The organism is Mesobacillus thioparans (genome assembly GCF_965138835.1).
Lineage (GTDB): Bacteria > Bacillota > Bacilli > Bacillales > Cytobacillaceae > Mesobacillus > Mesobacillus thioparans.
In genome coordinates, this window is sequence record NZ_CBCSFH010000001.1 from 244532 (window position 1) to 268935 (window position 24404).

Annotated in this window: 24 protein-coding genes; all 24 read right to left on the bottom strand. The window is 44.0% G+C overall.

What is annotated here, in order from left to right:
* Positions 1-21 precede the first annotated feature (21 nt).
* Complete coding sequence (locus ACNAZ4_RS01325) at positions 22-1221, bottom strand: flagellar hook protein FlgE (protein WP_415812396.1); 1200 nt, start codon at positions 1219-1221, stop codon at positions 22-24.
* Between the two features lie 84 nt (positions 1222-1305).
* Positions 1306-1695: a TIGR02530 family flagellar biosynthesis protein gene (locus tag ACNAZ4_RS01330; RefSeq protein WP_415812397.1), complete on the bottom strand. Its 390-nt coding sequence runs from the start codon at positions 1693-1695 to the stop codon at positions 1306-1308.
* 17 nt (positions 1696-1712) lie between these two features.
* Positions 1713-2342 (bottom strand): flagellar hook assembly protein FlgD, encoded by a 630-nt coding sequence (flgD, locus tag ACNAZ4_RS01335; protein ID WP_415812398.1) that lies wholly within the window; start codon positions 2340-2342, stop codon positions 1713-1715.
* A 10-nt stretch (positions 2343-2352) separates the two neighbouring features.
* Positions 2353-3597 carry a flagellar hook-length control protein FliK gene (locus ACNAZ4_RS01340; protein ID WP_415812399.1) on the bottom strand — a complete coding sequence of 415 codons (1245 nt, stop codon included), beginning with the start codon at positions 3595-3597 and terminating at the stop codon, positions 2353-2355.
* Positions 3598-3626: 29 nt separating this feature from the next.
* Entirely contained in the window at positions 3627-4226 is a 600-nt protein-coding gene (locus ACNAZ4_RS01345; protein ID WP_415812400.1) for a MotE family protein, read from the bottom strand.
* A gap of 4 nt (positions 4227-4230) precedes the next feature.
* Complete coding sequence (fliJ, locus tag ACNAZ4_RS01350) at positions 4231-4677, bottom strand: flagellar export protein FliJ (RefSeq protein ID WP_415812401.1); 447 nt, start codon at positions 4675-4677, stop codon at positions 4231-4233.
* A 7-nt stretch (positions 4678-4684) separates the two neighbouring features.
* Entirely contained in the window at positions 4685-5998 is a 1314-nt protein-coding gene (gene fliI, locus ACNAZ4_RS01355) for a flagellar protein export ATPase FliI (RefSeq protein ID WP_415812402.1), read from the bottom strand.
* The gene (gene fliH, locus ACNAZ4_RS01360) at positions 5998-6771 is read right to left on the bottom strand and encodes a flagellar assembly protein FliH (RefSeq protein WP_415812979.1); all 774 of its coding nucleotides are present in this window, start codon (positions 6769-6771) and stop codon (positions 5998-6000) included. The genes fliI and fliH overlap by 1 nt, the downstream gene beginning before the upstream one ends.
* Positions 6755-7768, bottom strand: a complete 1014-nt coding sequence (gene fliG / locus ACNAZ4_RS01365) for a flagellar motor switch protein FliG (protein WP_415812403.1) — start codon at positions 7766-7768, stop codon at positions 6755-6757. The genes fliH and fliG overlap by 17 nt, the downstream gene beginning before the upstream one ends.
* Before the next feature lie 14 nt (positions 7769-7782).
* Positions 7783-9378 carry a flagellar basal-body MS-ring/collar protein FliF gene (fliF, locus tag ACNAZ4_RS01370; protein WP_415812404.1) on the bottom strand — a complete coding sequence of 532 codons (1596 nt, stop codon included), beginning with the start codon at positions 9376-9378 and terminating at the stop codon, positions 7783-7785.
* 77 nt (positions 9379-9455) lie between these two features.
* Positions 9456-9734: a flagellar hook-basal body complex protein FliE gene (fliE, locus tag ACNAZ4_RS01375; protein WP_415812980.1), complete on the bottom strand. Its 279-nt coding sequence runs from the start codon at positions 9732-9734 to the stop codon at positions 9456-9458.
* 45 nt (positions 9735-9779) lie between these two features.
* Positions 9780-10229 (bottom strand): flagellar basal body rod protein FlgC, encoded by a 450-nt coding sequence (flgC, locus tag ACNAZ4_RS01380; RefSeq protein WP_415812405.1) that lies wholly within the window; start codon positions 10227-10229, stop codon positions 9780-9782.
* 2 nt (positions 10230-10231) lie between these two features.
* Complete coding sequence (flgB, locus tag ACNAZ4_RS01385; RefSeq protein ID WP_415812406.1) at positions 10232-10627, bottom strand: flagellar basal body rod protein FlgB; 396 nt, start codon at positions 10625-10627, stop codon at positions 10232-10234.
* Positions 10628-11102: 475 nt separating this feature from the next.
* A complete protein-coding gene (codY, locus tag ACNAZ4_RS01390) occupies positions 11103-11882 on the bottom strand; it encodes a GTP-sensing pleiotropic transcriptional regulator CodY (protein ID WP_415812407.1) in 780 nt (259 codons plus the stop codon).
* Positions 11883-12009: 127 nt separating this feature from the next.
* Positions 12010-13416 carry an HslU--HslV peptidase ATPase subunit gene (gene hslU / locus ACNAZ4_RS01395; RefSeq protein WP_415812408.1) on the bottom strand — a complete coding sequence of 469 codons (1407 nt, stop codon included), beginning with the start codon at positions 13414-13416 and terminating at the stop codon, positions 12010-12012.
* Between the two features lie 20 nt (positions 13417-13436).
* The gene (gene hslV, locus ACNAZ4_RS01400) at positions 13437-13979 is read right to left on the bottom strand and encodes an ATP-dependent protease subunit HslV (protein ID WP_415812409.1); all 543 of its coding nucleotides are present in this window, start codon (positions 13977-13979) and stop codon (positions 13437-13439) included.
* Positions 13980-13999: 20 nt separating this feature from the next.
* The gene (gene xerC / locus ACNAZ4_RS01405; protein WP_415812981.1) at positions 14000-14902 is read right to left on the bottom strand and encodes a tyrosine recombinase XerC; all 903 of its coding nucleotides are present in this window, start codon (positions 14900-14902) and stop codon (positions 14000-14002) included.
* Between the two features lie 60 nt (positions 14903-14962).
* Positions 14963-16270, bottom strand: coding sequence for an FADH(2)-oxidizing methylenetetrahydrofolate--tRNA-(uracil(54)-C(5))-methyltransferase TrmFO (gene trmFO, locus ACNAZ4_RS01410; RefSeq protein WP_415812410.1), 1308 nt, complete (start codon positions 16268-16270; stop codon positions 14963-14965).
* Between the two features lie 304 nt (positions 16271-16574).
* Positions 16575-18650, bottom strand: a complete 2076-nt coding sequence (gene topA / locus ACNAZ4_RS01415) for a type I DNA topoisomerase (protein WP_415812411.1) — start codon at positions 18648-18650, stop codon at positions 16575-16577.
* 307 nt (positions 18651-18957) lie between these two features.
* Positions 18958-19815 (bottom strand): DNA-processing protein DprA, encoded by an 858-nt coding sequence (dprA, locus tag ACNAZ4_RS01420; RefSeq protein ID WP_415812412.1) that lies wholly within the window; start codon positions 19813-19815, stop codon positions 18958-18960.
* Positions 19816-19877: 62 nt separating this feature from the next.
* Positions 19878-20780, bottom strand: coding sequence for a succinate--CoA ligase subunit alpha (gene sucD / locus ACNAZ4_RS01425; RefSeq protein ID WP_415812413.1), 903 nt, complete (start codon positions 20778-20780; stop codon positions 19878-19880).
* A 22-nt stretch (positions 20781-20802) separates the two neighbouring features.
* Positions 20803-21963 carry an ADP-forming succinate--CoA ligase subunit beta gene (gene sucC / locus ACNAZ4_RS01430; RefSeq protein ID WP_415812414.1) on the bottom strand — a complete coding sequence of 387 codons (1161 nt, stop codon included), beginning with the start codon at positions 21961-21963 and terminating at the stop codon, positions 20803-20805.
* Positions 21964-22271: 308 nt separating this feature from the next.
* Entirely contained in the window at positions 22272-22550 is a 279-nt protein-coding gene (locus tag ACNAZ4_RS01435) for an EscU/YscU/HrcU family type III secretion system export apparatus switch protein (RefSeq protein WP_415812415.1), read from the bottom strand.
* Entirely contained in the window at positions 22547-24400 is a 1854-nt protein-coding gene (locus ACNAZ4_RS01440) for a hypothetical protein (protein ID WP_415812416.1), read from the bottom strand. Before ACNAZ4_RS01440 ends, ACNAZ4_RS01435 begins: the two co-directional genes overlap by 4 nt.
* Positions 24401-24404: the final 4 nt, after the last annotated feature.

Here is a 24404-nt window from a genome sequence, read left to right on the forward strand (position 1 = left end):
CAGCCCTGCTCCTCTCTTAATCTATCGTTTTAAGTTCACGAGCTCCTGGAGGATTTCATCAGATGTAGTAATGATTCTTGTATTCGCCTGGAAACCGCGCTGAGCCGTAATCATTTCTGTGAACTCTTCAGAGAGATCCACATTTGACATTTCAAGTGCACCAGCCGCGATCGATCCGCGACCTTCACCAGCCACATTGATGTTTGCTGTACCCGAGTTCACAGATTCCTGGAATGTATTGTTTGCTGCTTTCGTCAGACCTGACGGGTTGCTGAATTTAGCGAGTGCAAGTTGTCCAAGAGTGAGGACTAATCCATTCGAGAATACTCCGTTGATTTCACCAGTAGATCCGATATTGAAGCTTTCAAGAGCACCCTGGGTGTTGCCGTCAGGGTATACGTTAGCGTCCATGCTGCCGCCTTCTATTGTTAGACCTTGAAGTGGAAGTTTAACTGTGAAAGGAGTAGCAACACCATTTTTGTTAATTGATAAATTAACATTCTCAATACCATTACTAGGAACCTTAATTTCTACAGGTTTATAGTTAGGGTCTAAAGGAAGTGACTTATCAATGAATGATATTTTCCAATTACCACTAGCCGCGCCCCCATTAGCTGTGTCAGGACTTATAGTCATATCCAACACATGCTCAATTCCATCATTATCCACTACCTTAAATTGCTGAAGCAGTTCAGAAGCTCCTTTTGCATCTTTAGGCAGATTACCTTTCATTTCTAACTCCGTAGTAACTTTAGCAGGCAATAATGCATTAACGTTTACAGTGATATCTTCCAGCTGTCCAATTTTGTTATAAGATTGTACCTTCAACCCATCGCCAGTTACGAGCGTCCCATTATCATCCAGATAAAAGTTTCCGGCACGTGTATACATCTGGGCTTGTCCTTGCTTCACGACGAAGTAGCCATCTCCCGATATAGCAAGGTCAAGCGCACGTCCTGTGGTTTGCAAGCTTGATTGAGTATCGATCATATCGATGCTGGCGATTGTTGAACCCAGACCTACCTGCATCGGGTTCTTTCCGCCTTTATTCTGCGTCGCTGCACTAGCTCCGGAGATGGTTTGATTCATAGTATCCTTAAATGTGACACGGCCTTTTTTGAAGCCGAATGTATTTACATTGGCGATGTTGTTTCCGATGACATCAAGTTTTGTCTGGAAGTTTTTCATTCCGCTGATTCCTGAGTACATTGAACGAAGCATAACTAGTAAAACTCCTTTCGATTTAGGGGCTGCTTCAATCGGTCCACAGCCCAGGCCTCCATGAAGGTCCAGCCATTCAGTATTTTAATTTTCCATAACGATTGTTCCATTTATATTGGTGAAGATTTGTTCTGCCGCTTCCTGCCTTCCCATCGCGGTGATGACGGTGTTGTTTTTCGCACTGACAATCAGCGCTGCGTCTTTCAGCAGGACAAGCGAATCACTCACGCCCTTGGCCTTTGCCTGACTGACTTTCTCCTCAATCCTGTTCCAGCGTTCCTGGGATATGCTGATTCCCCGCTGCTCCAGCCGTTCAGTTGCATGCTTGCTAATTGTCAGTCCATTCTTTGATTGGATGGCATTTTGCAATTGCAAGGAAAAAGGTGTTTGCGTAAACTTATTGGCTTTTACAGGTTTTTGGTTTGTCCTGTTGACAGGCAGTGAATGAAGTGGACGAAAATTTGTTTTATCCATTACACCACTTCCTTAGGTCATTGAATTTTAGTGATTTGTGAAGATATGATACTTGTTTGATTTTCATCATCGAGCAAATAGGCTGTCTTTCCATTTTTGAAGGATACAGACAGGACATTAGCTGTTTTCTCTTGTTTATTTTCATCCAGGTAGGTAATGGATTTGCCAATCAACATGCTTGCCTGCAGCATATGGTTTTCACTTGATAGCTCATTGATTTGCGAAATGTTGGAAGGCTCCAGGACGGTACCATCCTCCAGAATAAATGAAACGGTATCTTCCTTGAACTGGACAGAGGCAACCTTTCCAGTTCCTTGCTGGATTCTCTCCTTGCCATCTGCTTCATCAATCTTATGCCATGTGATTTCCTTGCCTACAAACTGGCTGTAAGAAATCATTTTGTTTTGCTGTTCTGCCTGTACAAACCGGTCGATTGATTTCCCCATATTCGTAATTTGCTCGAGAGTAGAGAATGTGGCCATTTGGGCTATGAAATCTTTATCCTGCATCGGATTCATTGGGTCCTGGTTCTGAAGCTGGGTCATCAGGATCTTCAAAAAATCATCTTTTCCGAGAATATCCGAACCGGCTTTCCTGTTTTTTTGAAGATTTGATAGCAGATAAGAAGAATTAATTGAATTTACCATTGTCTTTCTCCTATGCTTCTGTATTTAGCAGTGCTTCCTCGAAGGAAAGGGTAAAATTCCCTTGATCTTCTGATTTTTCCGGCTCCCTGTTGTCCTGCTGTCTTTCCTGATGCTGGGAATCTCTATTAGGGAAACGTTCTTGTTGCGCCTGTTGCTGAGATACTTCGATTCTATCGACTGAAAGGTTTTGTGCAGCAAAAGCCTGTTTAAGACCGTTGATCTGGGACTCCAGCGTTTCTTTAGCGGTGCCAGAAGTTGTAATGATCCTTGCCATCATCGTCTGGTCCTTTTGGAAAAGCTCTACCCGAATGCTGCCAAGGTGTTCCGGAAACAATTTAATGAATAGTTTTTGTGTTCCGCCGCTATTGATGAATTGGGACCTGGAGAGTATGGACTCGAATTGTTTCATCAATTGCTCTGCCGAAACCGGTCTTTCAGGACTATTCATCATCAATGTCAGCTGTTCAGCTCTTGCCATTTGCGGGAGGAATGTGACAGCTCCTGTTTGGCCATCGGTCTTAATGGATGTTCCCGTCTCGGAAAAACTATACGTTTCCGAAAAAGCAGTCTTTTTTGCACTCAACAGGTTTAACTCTCTGGCTAACTGGGTAAATCGATTTTGCAGATAATCTGTTCGGCCACTTCCGTTGTCAGCTTTCAAAAGGCTGGTCAAACCTTCACCAAGATTCTGCATTGATACTTTCAGCGATGCAGCCTCCTTGGTTTCATAGCCGTCAGCATATTTCGACATCAGTTCAAACAGCTTTAAAGCCTTGATGGTCTCAACATCTTTGCTATCAATCTTTGCGACAAGTTCATTTTTCGGCAAATTTGCGATACCAGCGAGCATCGCTGCAAGAGACGCCAGCAATTCATCTTCAGGAACATTTTCTGTTTTTCCCTCATTGATCCCAGACCATTTCTCGAGTAGAAGCTGAACTTGATCCACGCTGATTCCAAAATGGGAAAGAGCTTGTCCTAATAGATTTTCTGAATCTGCCATTAGAGATTCCATCAGCTTCAGTCCATCTTCCAAATCCAATAGGTCCTCAGTGTTCAAAAATCCAGCCAAATCTGCCAGGCTCTCTAATGATTTCGAATCCTGTCCTGATATGTCAGCAGTCTTTGTGCCATTTGCTCCGGATAGGACCGCTGCCATCATGCCGGCAAAACCGCCGCCATTTTCATTGTTGCCTGATGCAGGCTGTTTCACGGCCGCGACACTATTAAAGAACCCAAGACCTCCAATTTCCATATTTTCACCTCCTTTCAAAAATGCGGCTATTAATTCCTTCCCGTTTCGTTCGTCAATAATTCCGTATACTTAGCAGCTTCATCTGCTGGAAGTTTCTCCATGATTGCAGCAAGTGATTCGGGTTTAATATTTGACAGGATTTTTACCGCTTCCTCTGTTTTCATCTTGGAAATAATCGGTGCCGCACTCTTGGCTGACATTGTTTCATACGTCTTAACAATTTCACGGAAGGCTCGTTTATTTTCTTCCTGGATTGCAGTCAATTCCTCTATCTGTGCCTGAAGCTGGGCTTTCTCGAGCTCAATCCTTTTAAGCTGTGTATCCCTGCTGTCGATTTTGGACTGAAGCTGTTCAACTTTTGCTTCACGATCTTTTATCTCTGCTTCAAGACTGACGATATTCTTTTGGAACTCCTCAACGGATGGCTGCTTCTCCTCTTTCACGATCTCTGATAGGAATGGGACCTTTCCGCCAATATCCTTTGCTGTTTCAAAAATATTGATTCCGAGAAAGGAAAGGGTAACCAAAGCAACGACAATCGCAAATAAAATCGGGATTGCTACTACGAGCAAAAATCCCTGGAACTTACTCTCACGCTGGTTTTCTTTTTCCTCCATACTCTCTGCCATTTAATCACCTAATTTCCCGGTTCATGTATTGCTGAATCGAGACTTCGTCCATCATCCGGCTCTCGGCATACTTTTCATTCGCTATGAACTGGAGATGGTCTTTCTCTTTGATTTTTTCGTACTTTTTGACTTCCCTGTTTTTTTCCATCAGTTGCATTTGCTGAAAGTTCATCATATTTCTCGCGTTCATCACAACTTTTTGATAATGGGCAATCGATTTTTCAAGATTGCCGATGAATTGTTGATGATGTCGTATTTCCTGGACAGGCAAACCACCGAGAAGCCTGTCTGACTGGAAAGTTTCTAAATCCTCTTTTTTCTTCAAGAGTTCATAAAGACTTTCAGCCGCATCTTCGAACTTTTTGACTGATTCCTGATATACGACTTGTGCCTCGTCCATTTCTCTTGACTTAAGAGAAAGGATTTTATCAAATTTGTATTGATAACGCATCGAACGATCAACCTTTCCTTACTAGCTGCAATAGAGCCTCTACACTCTCATTGATTGAGACCTTTTCATTCGTACTCTGCTTCAAGAAGTTAAGTATTTGAGGGTGTCTTATTATTGCTTCATCGATTTCCGCTGATGTGCCTTTCTTATATGCACCGATATTGATCAAATCTTCAGAGTTAATATAGGTGCTTAATAATTCCCTCAATCTCTCAGCTGCCTTTACATGCTCATCGCTGACAATATTGTTCATGATCCTGCTGATGCTTTTTAGGACATTCACCGCAGGGTACTGGCCTTTATTGGCTAAGTCCCTGTCCAGAACAAAATGGCCATCCAATATCCCCCGTACTGTATCTGCAATCGGCTCATTCATGTCATCTCCGTCAACAAGTACAGTGTAGAATCCGGTGATTGACCCTAATTCATTGGTTCCAGTCCTTTCAAGAAGCCTAGAGAGAATCGCGAACACCGATGGAGTGTAACCTTTTGTCGTTGGAGGTTCGCCGACCGCAAGGCCAACTTCACGCTGTGCCATCGCGACCCTTGTAACAGAGTCCATCATGAGCATGACATTCAGGCCTTTATCGCGAAAATATTCTGCGATTGCTGTTGCTGTATAAGCCCCTTTGATCCGCATCAACGCCGGCTGATCTGATGTTGCGACAACTACAATCGAACGCTTTAAACCTTCAGGACCTAAATCGCGTTCAATGAATTCCCTGACTTCCCTTCCCCGTTCCCCAATCAGCCCGATGACATTCAAATCCGCTGTTGTGTTCCTGGCAATCATGCCAAGCAAGGTGCTTTTTCCAACACCACTACCCGCAAATATCCCAACACGCTGGCCATTGCCAACTGTCAGCAGACTGTCAATCATCCTGACCCCAACTTCGATTGGTTCTGAGATTGGCGGCCTGCTCAAAGGGTTGGGTGGATCTTGCTCCGTTGGAACCGGTGCAAGTCCTTTAGGAAGACTGGATTGATCCAATGGGACTCCCAGAGAATCAACGACTTTCCCAATCAAACCCGGTCCAGCTTTTATTTCAAGTGGTTTCATTGTAGTTTCCACAAGACTTCCAGGCGAGATATCATGAAGAGATGTATAAGGCATCAGAATAACATTTTCATCTTTAAATCCGACGACCTCAGCCTGAATTTTCCGTTTCTTCTTTGTGCCTACATGGATGAAACAAACATCTCCGATTGAACTTTCCGGACCTTGAGATTCGATCATCAAGCCAACTACCCGCTTGACCCTGCCATAACGCTTGAAGCTATCCAACGAGTCGACATGATGCAATAAATCCTCAGCCTTCACTATAGTTCACTCTCCAGAATCTCGAACAGTTTATTCTTGATTTCCTCCAACTGGCTGTCCACACTAGCATCAATCCTGCCATTTTCAGATTCGATCATGCATGCCGTTTCTTCCAGTTCATCATCTGGGAAGATGTAGAACACAATCTCTTTTGGAAAAATAGCGATCAATTCCTCTTTGTGGGCAAGCAATTCCTGGTAATGGGTTGGATGGACATGAAGCTGAATATCCTTATAATCTCTTGCATTTTTCAAGGCTCTTTTCACAAGTGGAAGGAACCCATCATCTGCAGCCAGCTTTTCTCCAATGATCTTCCCTGCGATTTTAACCCCAAGATCGAGAATCACTTTTTCCGATGAGTCAATATGGTTCTGGTAGTCCTGTTTCGCTGCATCAACCGTTTCTTGTGCGAACATAATGGTCTGACGGTATTCTTCGTAGCCTTGCTGTCTGCCTTCCTGATACCCTTGTTCAAGACCGGATTGCCTGGCTTCATCAGCAAGCATGTTCCTTTGCTGCTCCCACTCCTGCTTCTCAAGCTCAATTTGCTGACGGATAAAATCTGCTTCTTCCTTTGCCTTTGACACAATGTAATCTGCTTCCTTCGCAGCATGGTCGAGGATTTTCTTCCTCTCTTCCTCTGTATGAGTGAATACGGGAGATGAAGCATCCGCTTCTGCAGAAGTTTCCAGCATCCTGATCGAGATGACTTTCTTTTCTGCTTGCATAGCACTGGTATACTGTGACTTAATCAGCCTAGACAATGATATCATCTCCTCCGCCGCGGGCGATGACGATTTCACCGGCTTCCTCCAAGCGTCGGATGATGGCGACAATCCTTGATTGTGCCTCTTCCACATCACGCAGCCTCACTGGGCCCATGTATTCCATTTCATCCTGGAAGGTTTCCACCATTCGCTTGGACATATTTTTGAAGACAATTTCTTTAACCTCATCACTTGAAACCTTAAGGGCAAGCATGAGATCCTCATTTTCACAATCGCGGATGACACGCTGGATGGCGCGATTATCCAATGTGACGATATCTTCGAATACAAACATCCGCTTTTTGATTTCCTCTGCCAATTCAGGATCCTGGATTTCCAGTGCATCAAGGATCGTGCGCTCGGTTGCACGGTCGACACCGTTCAATACATCGACCACAGCTTCGATGCCGCCGGTTTGTGTATAGTCCTGAGTGACGGTAGCCGACAGTTTTCTTTCAAGGATTTGCTCCACCTCATTGATGATTTCTGGTGAGGTACTGTCCATGACCGCAATACGGCGGGCGATATCAGCCTGCACTTCCTGAGGCAGTTCCGATAAAATCTGGCCAGCCTGGGCAGAGTCCAAATAAGAAAGGATAAGTGCGATTGTTTGCGGATGCTCATTTTGAATGAAATTCAGTATCTGTCCGGCATCAGCTTTGCGGGCGAAATCAAACGGCCTCACCTGGAGAGAAGACGTCAGCCTGTTTATGATCACAGCCGCCTGGTCTGTTCCCAATGCCTTTTCAAGGACCGTCTTTGCATATCCAATCCCGCCCTGGGTGATATAATCCTGTGCCAAAGCGATATTATGGAATTCCTCCATGATCTCTTCCTTCGCAATGGAATCGACTTTTTTAACTCCGGATATTTCCAGGGTCAGTTTTTCGATTTCTTCTTCACTTAAATGCTTATAAACTGAAGCAGAAACATCCGGTCCAAGTGAGATCAGGAGGATTGCTGCCTTTTGTTTTCCGGTTAATTCTTTTTGGTCTTTCCTCACGGTTGGTCCTCCTCCTAATCCTCAGAAATCCATGTGCGCAACAGCTTCGCGAAATCCTCTGGTTTTTCTTTTGCCATTTTTTCCAGCTGTTTCTTCTTCATTGTGCCTTCTGTTTCAAATTCCCTGTTCACATCAGGAACACGAATTGGTTCATACTTCTCTTCCATTACATACTCTTCTTCTTCCACTCTATTCTTTCTGGATCTCATGAATAGCAGCAACAGGATCACGATTGCCGCGAGCAATAATCCGCCGATCAGGTAAACCCACCAAGGGAGTTTTTCGACAACCTTATTATCGAAGGTGACCTTTCCGTTGAACGGCTGGACAGAAACGACAACCTTGTCCTCGATCGCCTGATCTGTCAGCTCTGTTCCAAGAGCATCTTTATCAATGGTTGTCCTGATAATCGTACCGAGGATTTTTGTGATATCCTCTTTTCGTTCCTGAGGCAATGAGTTAGGATCATCAGGAGTCGGCGGTTCTACCATAACCTGAATTCCCAAGTCGCGGACCTTGTAAGGACTTTCGGTTATCTCTTTACGGATCCTGCTTACCTCATTATTAATTGTTTCTTCGACTCGTTCGTAATCGCCGTTCCCGGTCGCTCCCTCGAGATATTGGGAACCAGTCGTTTCCCCAGGATTGCCACCCTCAGGAATCCCTCCGGCCTGGTCAGCATTGCCGGTGAAGGTTTCTGTAATCCGCTGTGCGCTGATTGCAATCCCTTCCATATTTTCTTTATCAACTGGCTCTACGATGTTTTCTTCCCTGTTTTCCTGGGTAAAGTCTATATCGGCAGTGACTGAGACCACGACCTTGTCATGGCCCATAAGGGTGCCGAGCATATTCTGGACCTGCCTCTGCACGTCTCTTTCAATTTCCTTTTTAATTTCATGTTGTGATGCAAAGGTAGCGCCACTGGAATTTTTTTCATTTTTTAAATCAAAATACTCAAAAAACTGATTCATGATGACGATATTATCAGTAGGAAGATTCGGAACACTTTTGGCTACCAGATGGTACAAGGCAGTGATCTGTTCGTCCTTGAATTGATAGCCTGGACTTGTATTAAGGACGATGGATGCCGAAGCTGGCTCCGCATTATCGCTGACGAATATCCCTTTTTCGGGCAGGTTGATCATTACCTTGGCATCATTTACTCCATCGATGCCTTTCATCAGATTGGCCAATTCCGTTTGCATCGCTTCAAGTTTCAGCACATTGAACTCATTATCTGTCATGCCCATGCCTGCGTTCTGGCTAAAGAAGGAGTAATCAATGCTGCCTGATTTGGGAATCCCTTCTGCTGCCAGCTCAACCTTCAGGCTGTCGACTGCCTCTTCGGGAACCATGATGGTTTTTCCGCCGTCAGTGATTTCTGATTTAATGCCCCTGGCATCCAGGCTTTCTTTGATTGTTCCTGTCTCCGCAGGTGAAAGATTGCTATAAAGCGGGACAAGGGAAGTCCTTGTTGCAAAAAATGCTGTAAGCACGGCAACTGTCAACACGAAGATGATTGACGCGCCAATAGTTATTTTCTGCTTTCTGGTGCGCCCCTGCCAGAAATCCTTCATTGTATGTATATACTTTTGAACGGTTTCTTTCATTTCAATCCCCCGGTTATTAAGTCTCTTCTTTTTATACAGCTAATAACCGCTCTAATCTTAGTTTTTAGCCAATAATATTAAACTTGCATTCTCATCATTTCTTGATATGCTTCGATCACTTTGTTTCTGACTTCCATGGTTGCCTGAAGTGTTATGCTTGCCTTCTGGCTTGCGATCATCACCTGGTGAAGGTCAACATTCTCTCCGCGGGCCAGTTTTTCTGTCAGTGCATCGGATTGAAGCTGAGTTTCATTTAAATTTTCAATTGATTGCTTAAGTACGGACGAAAAACTTTTCTGTGCTTCGTATGGTGTAGGTGTGGGAGTAGACCCTTTTGTTTCAAATGGTCTGACCATTTGGGTTATTGCATTGATCCCAGCTGAGTTCATTTAGTTATCTCCTTACTTTCCGATTTCAAGTGCTTTCATCATCATGCCCTTGGATGCGTTGAAAACCGTGACGTTTGCTTCATATGAGCGGGTCGCGCTTATCAAGTCCACCATCTCTCTTAATGGATCGACATTGGGATATGCAACATAACCATCTGCATCAGCATCGGGATGCTCCGGATCATATACCATTTTAAGCGGGTTTTCCCTGTCCTCTATGATTCTTGTTACTTTCACTCCATCTCCTGCGCCAGAGCCGTCTGGACTTCCCATTGCTTTATTGAGGAATGAAGAGAAGCTTCCTTCCTTAGGCTGCATGACGACCATCTTCCTGCGGTAAGGTTCTCCATTGACTCCTCTGGTGGAATCGACATTCGCCATATTGGAGGAAATGACGTCCATTCGCAGACGCTGAGCCGTTAACGCAGAGGCTGTCGTGTTCATGCTATGAAAGATTGTCATCCCTATTTACCTCCCCTGATCACAGTTTGAAGCGTATTGAATTTCCCATTGATCCTCTCGGTCAGTGCATTGAAGTAAATTTGATTCGTTGCCATATCGGCCATTTCTTTATCCAAATCAACGCTATTCCCATTTTCGTTATAATTGACGTTCGATTTGTTGATGACTCCAGCCTTATGGCTTGGCCTGCTGCTGAAATCATAGTGCCGGGAGTCCGATTTACGTGCTTGAAAGGATTGCCCCATCGCTTCCTGGAATACCGCTTTGAAAGACACATCCTTCGCTTTATAATTCGGCGTATCAACATTAGCAATATTTTGAGAAATAACTTTCTGCTTTGCAGAAGAGTAGTTCAGCGCATGTTCCAGCGTTGACACAGTATTAGAAAACAATTTCATTTTTTGCACCTCTCAATTTACAAAACAGGCATATTTTGCTGAAATTTGTAATTCCTTGGTGAATTCCGTCATTCTATCCCTAATTGTAAAGAATCTGAAATAATCTGTCTATGTACTTTCCGTTAATTTTTATCATGCATAATGCTCATTTTACAAAACAGGCCAAAAGGCCTATACGTTTACTTTTATTGATATTTTTATAAAAACTCACCAATTTTTCAAAGAAAATTCAAATAGAAACAGGAGTTTAGGATTAGTTAATATCACTCAAATCTCAAACCATTAGGATTAAATGACTATCATTTATTTTATTTCCTTCCATTATTTTCTTTATTTTTAACATTTATAAACTGCTGATGAATTGCGCTGTGTAAAAAAATCGAAATCTTTTTGTAATAATTCAGCCGTGAATCTTTCTTGAATGAATGTTCAAATCTGCAAAAAAAAAATCCGCTGGAATCAGCGGATTTTCTTTTTAGTTATTCTTTAGTTTTTCAAGTTCAAACAAGAACTTATCGTTCAGTACTTTAATGTATGTTCCTTTCATTCCTAAAGAACGTGATTCAATGACGCCTGCGCTTTCAAGCTTGCGCAATGCGTTTACGATAACTGAACGAGTGATGCCGACTCGATCAGCGATTTTAGATGCAACAAGCAAGCCTTCTTTGCCGTTAAGCTCTTCAAAGATATGCTCTATTGCTTCAAGTTCGCTGTAGGATAGTGAGCTGATTGCCATCTGTACGACAGCCTTGCTGCGTGCTTCACCCTCGATTTCCTCTGCCTTTTCACGGAGGATTTCCATCCCAACAACAGTTGCACCGTATTCAGCCAGGATTAAATCATCATCATGGAACTGTTCTTGCAGACGAGCAAGGATCAATGTACCGAGTCGCTCACCGCCACCGATGATTGGCACGATCGTTGTTAATCCATTCTTGAAAAGCTCTCTGTTTTCGACAGGGAATGCTGTGTACTCACTGTCAACGTCCAAGTTCGGAGAAGTCTCCTGGATATTGAAAAGATTCTTTGTATACTCTTCAGGGAATTGACGATCTTCAAGCATTTTAACCATGCGCTCGTTCTCGATTTGCTGGTTGATGGCGAAGCCAAGCAGCTTCCCTCTGCGGCTTACAACAAAGATATTCGCCTCGATTACTTCACTTAGTGTCTCTGACATTTCTTTGAAATTCACCGGTTTACCCGCAGCTTTTTGGAGCAGTGCATTAATTTTTCTAGTTTTTGATAGTAAGTCCATTATTTCTTCCTCCTATTTGCTTCAAACAAATAACATTTATTTTAATACTGGCTAGTTTTAATGCTTCAGCATAATAGGCAGCCTTTATTTGTCTACCCTATTGCGTATGCATTAAAACGAAATACCTTTATAAGATGAACTGGCTCAAATCTTTATTTCTTGAGATTGCGCCCAATTTTTCTTCAACATATTGCGGGGTGATCGCTACCTTTTCCAGATTGATATCCGGGGCTTCAAAGCTCAGATCTTCAAGAAGCTTCTCAAGGATCGTCTGCAGTCTTCTCGCTCCAATATTATCTGTATTCTGGTTCACTTCGTATGCGACTTCAGCTATCTTACGAATAGCATCGTCAGAAAATTCAATTTGTATACCTTCAGTTTCCAATAAAGCTTCATATTGCTTTGTCAGTGCATTGTCTGGCTCAACGAGGATTCTGTAGAAATCCTCGACGGTCAGTTTTGTCAGCTCTACCCTGATCGGGAAACGGCCTTGCAGTTCAGGTATCAGATCGGAAGGTTTTGCCATATGGAAAGCGCCTGCAGCTACGAATAAGATGTGGTCTGTTTTTACCGGACCATATTTCGTATTGACTGTCGACCCTTCCACGACCGGCAGGATGTCCCTTTGCACACCTTCCCGGGAAACATCAGCACTAGAACCGCCGGAATTCTTGCTGGCAATCTTGTCAATTTCATCAATGAAAATGATACCTGCCTGCTCAGCGCGGGATGTTGCTTCCTGGGTTACTTCATCCATATCGATCAGTTTTTGGGCTTCCTCATTGATCAGCAATTTCCTTGCCTCTCGTACTGGAAGCTTTCGTTTCTTCCGTTTCTTCGGCATCAGGCCACTTAAGGCATCCTGCATGTTCATGCCCATTTGTTCCATTCCTGAACCCTGAAGCATATCAAACATCGAAGGCGCTTGCTCATCGACTTCAACTGTTACCAGCTCATCTTCAAGCTCTCCTTGTTCGAGCCTTTGCTTGATGACTTTCCGTTTTTCAAATAACCCCATATCCTCAGACTGATTTGTTTCTTGCTCAGGCTGCTGCTGGCTGCCGCCAAAGAGCATTTCCAGAGGATTTTTGTAGTTTACTGATTTTTTCGCTGATGGGACAAGCAACTCTACCAGGCGGCGGTTTGCATTCTCTTCCGCCGGTTCCTTGACTTTCTCCATCTTTTCTTCTTTTACAAGTCTGATTGAAGTTTCGACCAGATCCCTGACCATTGACTCGACATCACGTCCGACATAGCCGACTTCGGTAAATTTAGTCGCCTCAACCTTAACGAAAGGAGCGCCAACCAATTTAGCCATCCTTCTGGCTATCTCCGTTTTACCTACTCCTGTAGGTCCAATCATCAGGATGTTCTTGGGAATGATTTCATCTCTGATATCCTCAGCGAGCAATCCACGGCGGTATCTGTTCCTAAGGGCTACTGCCACCGCTTTTTTTGCATCCTTTTGCCCGATTATATACTGGTCCAGCTTTTCAACGATCTGCCTTGGAGTTAAATTTGTTGTTTGTTTCACACTCATCACTCCTTTTTTCATTACAGTTCTTCCACAATGATATTGTGGTTTGTGTAGACACAAATATCAGCTGCAATTTCCAATGAAGACTTCGCGATTTCTTTAGCTGTCAAATGTTCTCCAGCATATTGCTTTAATGCACGGCCAGCAGACAAAGCGTAATTCCCGCCCGAACCAATTGCAAGAATGCCGTCATCCGGTTCGATTACTTCACCAGTTCCGGAAATGAGAAGCATATCACTTTCATTCATGACAATCAGCATGGCTTCAAGCTGTCGGAGGACTTTGTCACTCCTCCACTGTTTGGCGAGTTCCACGGCAGCCCTTTGAAGATTGCCGTTATATTCCTCCAGCTTGCCTTCGAACTTTTCAAACAAGGTGAACGCATCCGCTACCGAACCGGCAAAACCTGCGATTACTTTACCATTAAACAACTTCCGGACCTTCTTCGCTGTGTGTTTCATCACTACGGCATTGCCCATGGTAACCTGACCATCGCCTGACATGGCGCATTGCCCTTTATGTTGAACAGCAAATATCGTTGTGGAATGGAATTCCGACATCTTTTCGTCCTCCTTTTGGCTTATGCCCTCGGGTGGTGTGACATATAAATACTGCGTAAGTGTTCCTTTGTAACATGGGTATATACCTGTGTCGAAGACAGGAAGGCATGGCCGAGCAGCTCCTGGACAGTCCTCATATCTGCTCCATTGCTCATCATATGTGTCGCAAAGGTATGACGCAATTTATGCGGATGGATCTTCCCTGTAAGGGCAGACTTTTCGATCAGTTTATTCAGGACTTCCCTGATTCCCCTGTCTGTAAGTGGCCCACCACGGAAATTCACGAACAAATGGCCATGGTCATCCTTTCCCTTGAGCAGATCCGGCCTTCCATTCTTTATGTAGTCTTCAATCGCATCCTGAGCAAAACTCCCGAAGGGCACATATCGATCCTTTTTCCTTTTTCCATGAATCAAAACAGTCGAAAGCGATAAATCCATTTCCTTCACCTGGATTTTACAGCACTCACCTACACGGATTCCGGTCGCATAAAGCAATTCCAGCAGAGCCTTGTTCCTTTTCCCTAATGCTGTCTCGGATTCACATGCATTGAATAGCTGCGATAGTTCCTCTTCATAAAAAAAATCTGGCAGGCGCTTTTCCAGTTTCGGGATGGATACAAGTGAAAATGGATTATCACCGACCATCTTCTCTCGGAGCAAAAACTTATAAAAGCTGCGCATGCAGGAAATTTTCCGTGCGACCGATTTTCTGGAAAGCTGCTGGTCAAATAACTTTGTAAGGTAAATTCTTGTGTCAGCATACTCTACATCATCCAGACTTGTCAGCCCTTGTTCAGACATGAACAAGAAAAATTCCCTAATATCATGTTGATAATGTTCAATTGTATATTGTGAGTAGTTTTTCTCGATTTGTAAATATTCAATAAATAACTTTAAAGAATTGTTCACATTTGCTTCCATCATTTCACCTCACAAGGGCTACTAAATAGTATCATATTTATATAGCCCTCGCAATAAAAATTACAAATTTTTCACAAATTTCTGAATTGTTTCCAATGCTCTGGAAGCATGCTTTTCATTACGTTCCTGCTTGGCCCTTATTTTCTCCGGAAGATCAGGGAAAAGACCAAAGTTTGCGTTCATCGGCTGGAAATTTTTCGCGTTGGTTGTTGTAATATATCTCGCCATGCTGCCCATCGCTGTTTCATGAGGGAACTCAACCGGATCTTCTCCTTTGACAAGGCGCGCCGCATTGATTCCTGCAATCAGCCCGCTGGCAGCAGATTCTACATAACCCTCAACACCGGTCATTTGTCCAGCAAAGAACAAATCCTCTCTGTTCCTGAATTGATACGTTGCTTTAAGGACTTTTGGAGAGTTGATGAACGTGTTGCGGTGCATGACACCATATCGGACAATTTCAGCATTCTCCAGACCAGGTATCAAGTTGAGTACCTCTTTTTGAGGACCCCATTTCAAATGTGTCTGGAAGCCGACTATATTGTATAGGGTGCCTGCAGCATCATCCTGGCGCAGCTGGATAACAGCATATGGCCTTTTTCCTGTTCTTGGATCCTCAAGACCGACTGGCTTCAACGGACCAAACAACATCGTTTTTCGACCACGTTGAGCCATTACCTCGATAGGCATGCACCCTTCAAAAAAGATCTCTTTTTCGAATTCCTTCAAAGGCACCGTTTCAGCGGAGATCAAGGCTTCGTAAAATTTGTCGAATTCCTCTTCCGTCATCGGACAATTAAGGTAGGCAGCTTCCCCTTTATCATATCTGGACTTCAGATAAACTTTATCCATATCGATACTATCCTTTTCAATGATCGGCGCAGCAGCATCATAAAAATATAGATATTCTTCTCCGGTCAGCTGCTTCAATTGTTCAGACAAATCAGCTGTGGTCAATGGTCCTGTGGCAATGACTGTGGGCCCTTCCGGAATTTCAGTGATTTCTTCATTAAAGACCGTTACATTAGGATGTTCTTTAACAGAATTCGTTACGTGAGCGGCAAACTCATGACGGTCGACTGCCAGAGCACCTCCAGCTGGTACAGCACATGCATCAGCTGCTCCGATGATGACAGAGTTTAGGATTCTCATTTCTTCCTTTAATACTCCTACCGCATTTGTCAAAGTATTCGCGCGCAAAGAATTACTGCACACGAGCTCAGCAAATTTATCAGTATGGTGGGCAGGTGTCTGCTTTACCGGCCTCATTTCATACAAGTTGACTTTGATACCTCTCTCGGCAAGCTGCCATGCAGCTTCACTTCCGGCAAGACCGGCACCAATGACATTTACTGTTGCTTCCGTCATATCTATTTCCTCCATTGCATTAAAAGTCATCGATTAGTGTAAAATCAGCTTTTTGCAGTATGTAATGCTTCAAGATCAGGCCGATTCCTATTACAGCATGATCAAAAAGCTTATTATACCATCTGCCTTAACATAAAGCTTCTATTATATACTCCATCTTACTTACTTTTCCCTGACACCTGTATCATTTTGCACCTTTATTTACGAAAAAGAAAGAAAAAAGTTTCATTTTATAAAAACGGAAGCGCCTTGGTCAGCCCCGACAACTTCTTTACAAACATAAAGAGTGAGCCTATGGCTCACTCTAGCTTTGTGGTTCTTCTTTGTAATCACATTCTGTACACTGAACCTGGACACCCTTTTTAAGCTTCTTCTCAACAAGCATATTTTCGCATTTCGGGCATTTTCTTGCAAGCGGTTTGTCCCAGGATAGGAAGTCGCATTCAGGATAGCGGTCACAGCCAAAGAAGATGCGGCGTTTCTTGCTTTTTCGCTCGATGATGTTTCCTTCTTCACATTTCGGGCATTTGACTCCGATATCTTTGACAATTGCCTTCGTGTTCCGGCATTCCGGGAAATTGCTGCAGGCCATGAACTTGCCGTACCGGCCCATCTTAAATACCATCGGCGAACCGCATTGGTCACAATCCTCGCCGGCAGGCTCATCCTTGATTTCGATTTCCTGCATTTCTTTCTCAGCTACTTCAAGGCTCTTTTCAAAATCCCGATAGAAATCATCAATGACCTTGACCCAATTGATTTTACCTTCCTCGACATGGTCAAGATTCTCCTCCATTTTGGCTGTGAACTCGAGATCCAAGATTTCCGGGAAGAACTCAATCATCAATTCATGGATGACCTCGCCAAGTTCTGTCGGCACAAATCGCTTATTATCGAGGGATACATATCCTCTTTTCTGGATGGTATCGAGTGTTGGCGCATATGTTGACGGCCGGCCGATTCCCATTTCTTCAAGCGTCCTGACGAGCCTGGCTTCCGTATACCTTGGAGGCGGCTGGGTAAAGTGCTGCTTCGGTTCGATATCTTTCTTGGTGACCTCGTCTCCTTCCTTAAGGTCAGGAAGGAATTTGTCTTTTTCCTCAACCTGGTCATCCGATCCTTCAACATACACCTTCATGAAACCAGGGAATTTAACCTTCGATCCTGTCGCACGGAAAGTAATTTCCCCATTCCTTAAATCGACGCTCATCGTATCCATGACCGCAGAAGCCATCTGGCTGGCCACGAAGCGTTCCCAGATCAGCTTGTAAAGCCTGTACTGGTCCCTTGAGAGAAATTCCTTTATCTTCTCTGGAACTTTCAAAGTGCTCGTCGGCCTGATCGCTTCGTGAGCATCTTGGGCGTTTGACTGTTTCTTCTCTTTTCTTGGCTCGGTTTGGACGAACTTTTCACCATATTCGCCAATGATATACTCTCTTGCCTCTCCCTGGGCAAGCTCGGAAATCCTCGTAGAGTCCGTTCTCATATATGTAATCAAACCGACTGTTCCTTCTTTCCCGAGATCGATTCCTTCATAAAGCTGCTGGGCAAGCATCATAGTCTTCTTGGCGCGGAAGTTAAGTTTTCTTGCTGCTTCTTGCTGCAATGAAGAAGTGATGAATGGTGGTGCAGGGTTTCTCTTTCTTTCCTTCTTCGTCACTGAATCTACTGAGAATTTGTTCCCCTTCACTTGCTTGAGGATGTTTTTCACATCGTCCTCAGACTTCAATTCTGCTTTTTGTTTGCCAATTCCATAGAAGGAAGCTTCGAAAGCATTTTTGCCTTTGAGGAATTCAGCACCGATTGTCCAATATTCCTCCGGCTCGAATGCCGCGATTTCTTTTTCACGGTCGATGATCATCCTTAGCGCGACGGATTGAACGCGCCCTGCGCTCAGCCCTTTCTTTACTTTTTTCCAGAGTAGCGGGCTGATATTGTATCCCACCAGCCTGTCTAATGCACGTCGTGCCTGCTGGGCGTCTACAAGGTCCATATTGATCGCCCTTGGGTGTTTGAAAGATTCCTTGATGGCGTCCTTGGTAATCTCATTGAATACTACCCGGCAATCGGAATGAACATCAACGGCAAGGCTTTGTGCTAGATGCCAGGCAATCGCTTCCCCTTCTCTGTCGGGGTCAGCCGCGAGATAGACTTTCTTTGCCTTTTTTGCGGCAGTTTTCAATTCTTTCAGTACAGGACCCTTGCCCCTGATTGTAATGTATTTTGGGTTATAGTTATTTTCCGTATCGATTCCCATTTGGCTTTTGGGCAAATCTATCAAGTGGCCCATGGAAGCTTTCACTTTATATTTTTTTCCTAGATAACGCTCGATCGTCTTAGCCTTTGCCGGCGATTCGACGATTACTAAAAATTCCGACATCCAATTGTCCTCCTTAGAGGTATAAAATTATCATTAATTATTATATACATATCTTAAAATTGTCAAATTCACCCTAAAAGTAAACGGTTTCATCTAATTTGGGGATTTTAAAATACCTGATGCAAAATGTATAACAGATTGAAAATTATTTCAACCTTTTTGTTGCAATTTCTGATCTAAATTCGCAAACTTCTTCCAAAAAGGGCCAATTTCAGCCACCTCTATTACTCAAAACATTCTTCTACACCCTCGATATTTCCTGCTTTTTTTTAAGCATTATATACAATTCTTTTGTTATCATTCCACATTAGTTTCCAAGTTCCTCGAGGATGTCTTCTGGACTTTTGATCAATTTGGCACCTTGTTGAATCAAATAGTGGACTCCGTCGGAATCTGGTGTCAGAATACTTCCGGGAACAGCAAACACATTTCGGCCATCATTCAAGGCAAAATCAGCGGTGATTAATGAGCCGCTCTTCTTCCTTGCCTCAATAACCAGTGTACCCTCAGACAGGCCGCTGATAATCCTGTTGCGCATCGGAAAATGCCATTTCGCCGGGTAAGTCTCAGGTGGATATTCCGATAACACCAGCTGCTCTTTCATCATATATTCTGCGAGCTTGCTATTTTCTTTCGGATACAGATGATGAAAACCTCCGGCAATGACGCCGATTGTGTTTCCGCCAAGCTTGATCGCCGACTTATGGGCATGCGCATCAATCCCTTTGGCAAGTCCACTGACAATCAGGGTGTTCTTCTCTATCAATAAGGGAAACAAGTAATCAATTGACTTAAATCCATATTCTGTCGCATTCCTGGAGCCAACGACAGCCAGGGTCTTGTTCATTTTTAACAGTGAGAGGTCCCCCTTTGCAAAAAGTACCCAGGGTGGCTGATAGATTGTCTTGAGTCTTTCAGGATATTCATCATCAAGAATGGTAACCAGATGGATGTTCTGTGAGGTGTATTGGTAAATAAGTCGTTCGGCAGAAATTAACAGATGGTCTCGTTGGAGTTGTTTTATTCGAGGATGATGATCGAGGTCATAGAAAGTTTCTTCATTAATATTACCGGATGTATGGTATTTCAGGATTGAGTAGATCGCTTTCCAGCTGGCATGTCTGCTGTGGACAAGCTGGATCAGTTTCCTTTTAACTTCGTCCATTTTCTTCTCCCCCGGATTAATAAACAGCCCCTCTGTTCAGAGGGACTGCCTGATTGATTATATTAGTGTGTTTTGCACTTTTCGTACAAACCTTGTTCCTTCAATACGCCGATCAGCGTTTCACCCATTACGGAAGGAGTATCAGCAACCTGGATACCGCATTCGTTCATGACACGGATCTTTTCGTCTGCTGTACCTTTTCCGCCAGAAATGATTGCACCAGCATGGCCCATGCGCTTTCCTGGAGGTGCAGTTCTTCCGCCGATGAAGCCGACAACTGGTTTGGTCATGTTAGCCTTGACCCACTCAGCCGCTTCTTCTTCAGCAGTTCCGCCGATTTCACCAATCATGATGACAGCGTATGTTTCTGGATCTTCATTGAATGCTTTTAAAACATCGATGAAGTTTGTGCCGTTGACAGGGTCTCCGCCGATACCTACAGCGGTAGACTGGCCGATTCCAGCCTGTGTCAACTGATGTACAGCTTCATACGTCAATGTTCCGGAACGGGATACAACACCGACATGTCCTTTAGTATGGATATAACCAGGCATGATGCCGATTTTGCACTCTTCAGGAGTGATGACACCAGGGCAGTTAGGGCCTACCAGGCGAGTCTTCTTGCCTTCCATATACCGTTTTACCTTGACCATATCCAATACCGGGATATGTTCAGTGATACAGATTGCCAGATCAAGCTCAGCATCCACAGCCTCGATGATCGCATCTGCTGCGAAAGGAGCTGGTACATAGATGACAGACGCGTTAGCACCGGTAGATTCAACAGCTTCTTTTACAGTGTTGAATACAGGAACGCCTTCTACTTCTTTACCGCCCTTGCCCGGAGATGTTCCCCCAACAATTTTTGTACCATATTCAAGCATTTGTTTTGTATGGAAAAGGGCTGTAGAACCCGTAATCCCTTGAACAATGACCTTTGTATCTTTATTAATGAATACGCTCACGTCAAATTCTCTCCTTTCGATCCTACTTAACTAATGAAACGATTTTTTCAGCGCCGTCTGCCATAGATTCAGCAGCAATGATATTCAAGCCAGACTCGTTCAGAATCTGTTTTCCAAGATCAACATTAGTACCTTCCAGGCGGACTACAAGCGGAACTTCAAGGCCGACCTGCTTGGCTGCTTCCACGACACCCGTAGCGATGACGTCACATTTCATGATGCCGCCGAAGATATTAACAAAGATACCCTTAACATTTGGATCTGAAAGGATGATTTTGAATGCTTCCGTTACTTTCTCTGCAGTTGCACCGCCCCCAACATCAAGGAAGTTGGCCGGGTCGCCGCCGTAATGCTTGACGATGTCCATCGTTGCCATCGCAAGTCCGGCACCGTTAACCATGCAGCCGATGTTTCCATCAAGGGAAATATAGCTTAGGTCATACTTTGAAGCCTCGATTTCCTTTGCATCTTCTTCCTCAAGGTCACGGTATTCAAGAATATCTTTTTGGCGGTATAGAGCATTCGCGTCAAAATTCAATTTAGCATCAAGCGCCATAACCTGTCCGTCGCCTGTAACAACAAGTGGGTTGATCTCTGCAATTGAGCAATCTTTTTCAATATAAGCGTTGTAAAGACCCATCATGAACTTAACAGCCTGGTTGACAAGCTCTTTAGGGATGTTGATATTGAACGCAATGCGGCGAGCCTGGTATGGCATTAGGCCTACAACAGGATCGATCTCTTCTTTGAAGATTTTCTCAGGAGTTGCTTCTGCAACCTCTTCGATTTCCGTTCCGCCTTCTTCTGAAGCCATTAGTACAACACGGGAAGTAGCACGGTCAAGAACAAGTCCTACATAGTACTCCTTCTTGATGTCACAGCCTTCTTCGATCAACAGGCGCTTAACTTCCTTGCCTTCTGGACCAGTCTGGTGAGTGACCAGTGTCTTGCCTAAGATCTCAGAAGCATATGTACGTACTTCATCAAGGTTCTTGGCAACCTTGACACCGCCAGCTTTACCCCTTCCGCCGGCATGGATCTGAGCTTTTACGACTACTACTGACGAACCAAGCTCTTTAGCTGCTTCAACAGCTTCATCAACTGTAAAAGCAACCTTCCCATTAGGTACTTTTACCCCATATTTTCTGAGGATTTCTTTTCCTTGATACTCATGGACATTCATTTCCCATCCTCCTATCTATTAGGAAAATCAGTTCGTTTCATGGCCATCAGACGGCCTGAAAATGATTCCCTAAGTAGAAAATATAATTCATTTAAATTTTTAAAAAATAGACTGCGCTTTCATTTTATATAATGAAATATTGATTGTCTACCTTTATGATTCAAATATTTGCCCTTTTTAAATATTGTAAAAAAGTATCATCGTGATTTTATGCTATGCGAAAAAGCCGGGAGAATAACCTTTCCCGGCTTTTAGTCTTGAAATTCCCGACCCAAAAAACTATTTTTGTTCTGATCGAAAATATTAATTTATTTTCCTGCCTGCTGGTCAAGATGATAGATAAAGGAAAAAACCTCGGCCACTGCCTGGTATAATTCTTCTGGTATTCTTTCATTTAATTCCAGCTGCGACAAAACTTCCACAAGTGAAGGATCTTCCTGGATGGGGATGTCATGATTCTTTGCTTTTTCGATGATTTGCTCAGCAACTAGGCCCTTTCCCTTCGCCATCACTTTCGGTGCTTCCATGCTTCCTGCGTTATACCCGAGTGCTACTGCTGTCTTTCTTGTATGCTTTGGAGTTTTCATATTTTAATATCCACTCCGTAATATTCTTTTTGGCCGTATAAGTCTGTGAGACTGCGCTGATTACTGCCAGGCTTCGAAGTTCCAGGGACATGGAAGTGAACGGACGATAATTTATATTCCAGTTCAGATAACTTCTTTTTCAATAGCGGCGTCAGCTGTTCGGCCATTTTCTTCAAATTAGGCTGATCATTGAAAATCTGTATGCTCATGACTCGATTCTGGACCTGCATATCGATAATGGTATCGTCAAGGTGCTGTAGGTTCAGGTAAAAGAGGACACGACAGAAATCAGCGTCTATCTTGCCGTCTTCAGTCCTTTTTCCACTCCACTGCATCGAGAGTTCACTTGTCTTCCCTCCCAGTAATAACGGGACTTGGACCACAAGCTGTTGAATGGGGCCTGCTTCCTGTGACAGCAGCTGGAAGCTGGTCAGTTTATTTAACAGCGGTTCTGCAGCATCTCTGACAGCCTGTGGAGGATTTTCAGCCAACAATCGAAGTGTCAGTGATTTAAGCGTATCTGGGACTTGCGTTTTCCCCACCTCGCCATCCTTCATGACTTCACTAAGATGGTGTTCGTAAGAAAGCCCGAGGGCAGAAAGGAACCCTTTTATCCTTGCATCCGACAGAAGAACTAATCCATTTTCCTGAAGTGCAGGTGCCGGCTCTGCTTTGCCAGCCGCTTCCGATAACAGCTGGGCATGTATGCCCCCTTTACTTGCTTGCTGCTGTCTTCCTGCAGCCTCTAGCAGTTTCAACCCTGCTTGTCCCCAGTCTGCCTCCTCCTTGAGCAGTAGGGGCAGTTTTCCGCTGACATCCAATTGTGATAATAACTGTTTAATGGACAGCAGTCCTGGTTGCCCAGATGTTTCTTTGCCATTTGTCCTGTTGAAAATGAAATGAAGCGAATCTGCGATATCGTCAACAGGAAAGCTTTTATCCGTGATGATTCTTGCCAACATTTGTTTTGCGGACAAATTGTCACCTTTCTCCATGAGCGTCAACACCGTTTTTATTAGCTTCAATCCTTCTGGCAGATTCTCTTCTGCATCAAGGTTTTGAAGGTTCGATAACAGCTTTTGCAAAACCGCGCGTTCATCGAGTTTCGCTGGTACCGCCTCAAACTGTTGTAGCAGCTGAAGTGCAGCTTCGTTTACCTTGCCATTGCCGCTGAGCCATACTGCAGCGAGATGTTTCAGCGCGGCTGCTGAGGATCTATCCCTGTTTGCTGGCAGCATCTCATTCAATAGCTTTCTCAGGCTTGCAACTGTATCTGTCTCATCTGCTGCCTCCAGGGAAGTTCCGAGCTGTTCCATAAGCACGACCAGGGACTGTTCCTTCGTCGCTGTATAAAGTGCCTCAAAAGCAGCCCTGGTTACAGGCATGCCCCTTGTCAGCAGCATCTTAATGGCATCCTGTCCTGCAGTCCGGGAATCGACCGCCTTTAACCACTCTGATGCGAGTTTAAGAAGCTCACTATTGACAGGAAGTTGTTCCTTGATGAAAAAATGGGCAAGATCCAGATTTTCCTTTGTTGGCTGCAAGCCGAATTCAGATAGGATCCTGGTCAGGTTTCCTGGCTGGCCCTTCTCATCGGCGCTTGAACTGATCAGCTTCAAGTGGACCTTTCCTTCACCGGGCAGAACCTGAAACCAATAGCGTTCGTTTGCAGATAACGGCACTTCTAACTGAGCTACCATTTTCTGATTCCCGATTTGAACCTCCGCTACTTGATCAGGATAAAGCTTTACGATTTTCCCATTGATAATCTGCCCTGGTCGCAATTCGGCTATTTTTGTCTGCTGCGTTGTTTTTTGGTTAAATAAACTTTTCAGTGCTCCTGTTTCCATGGTT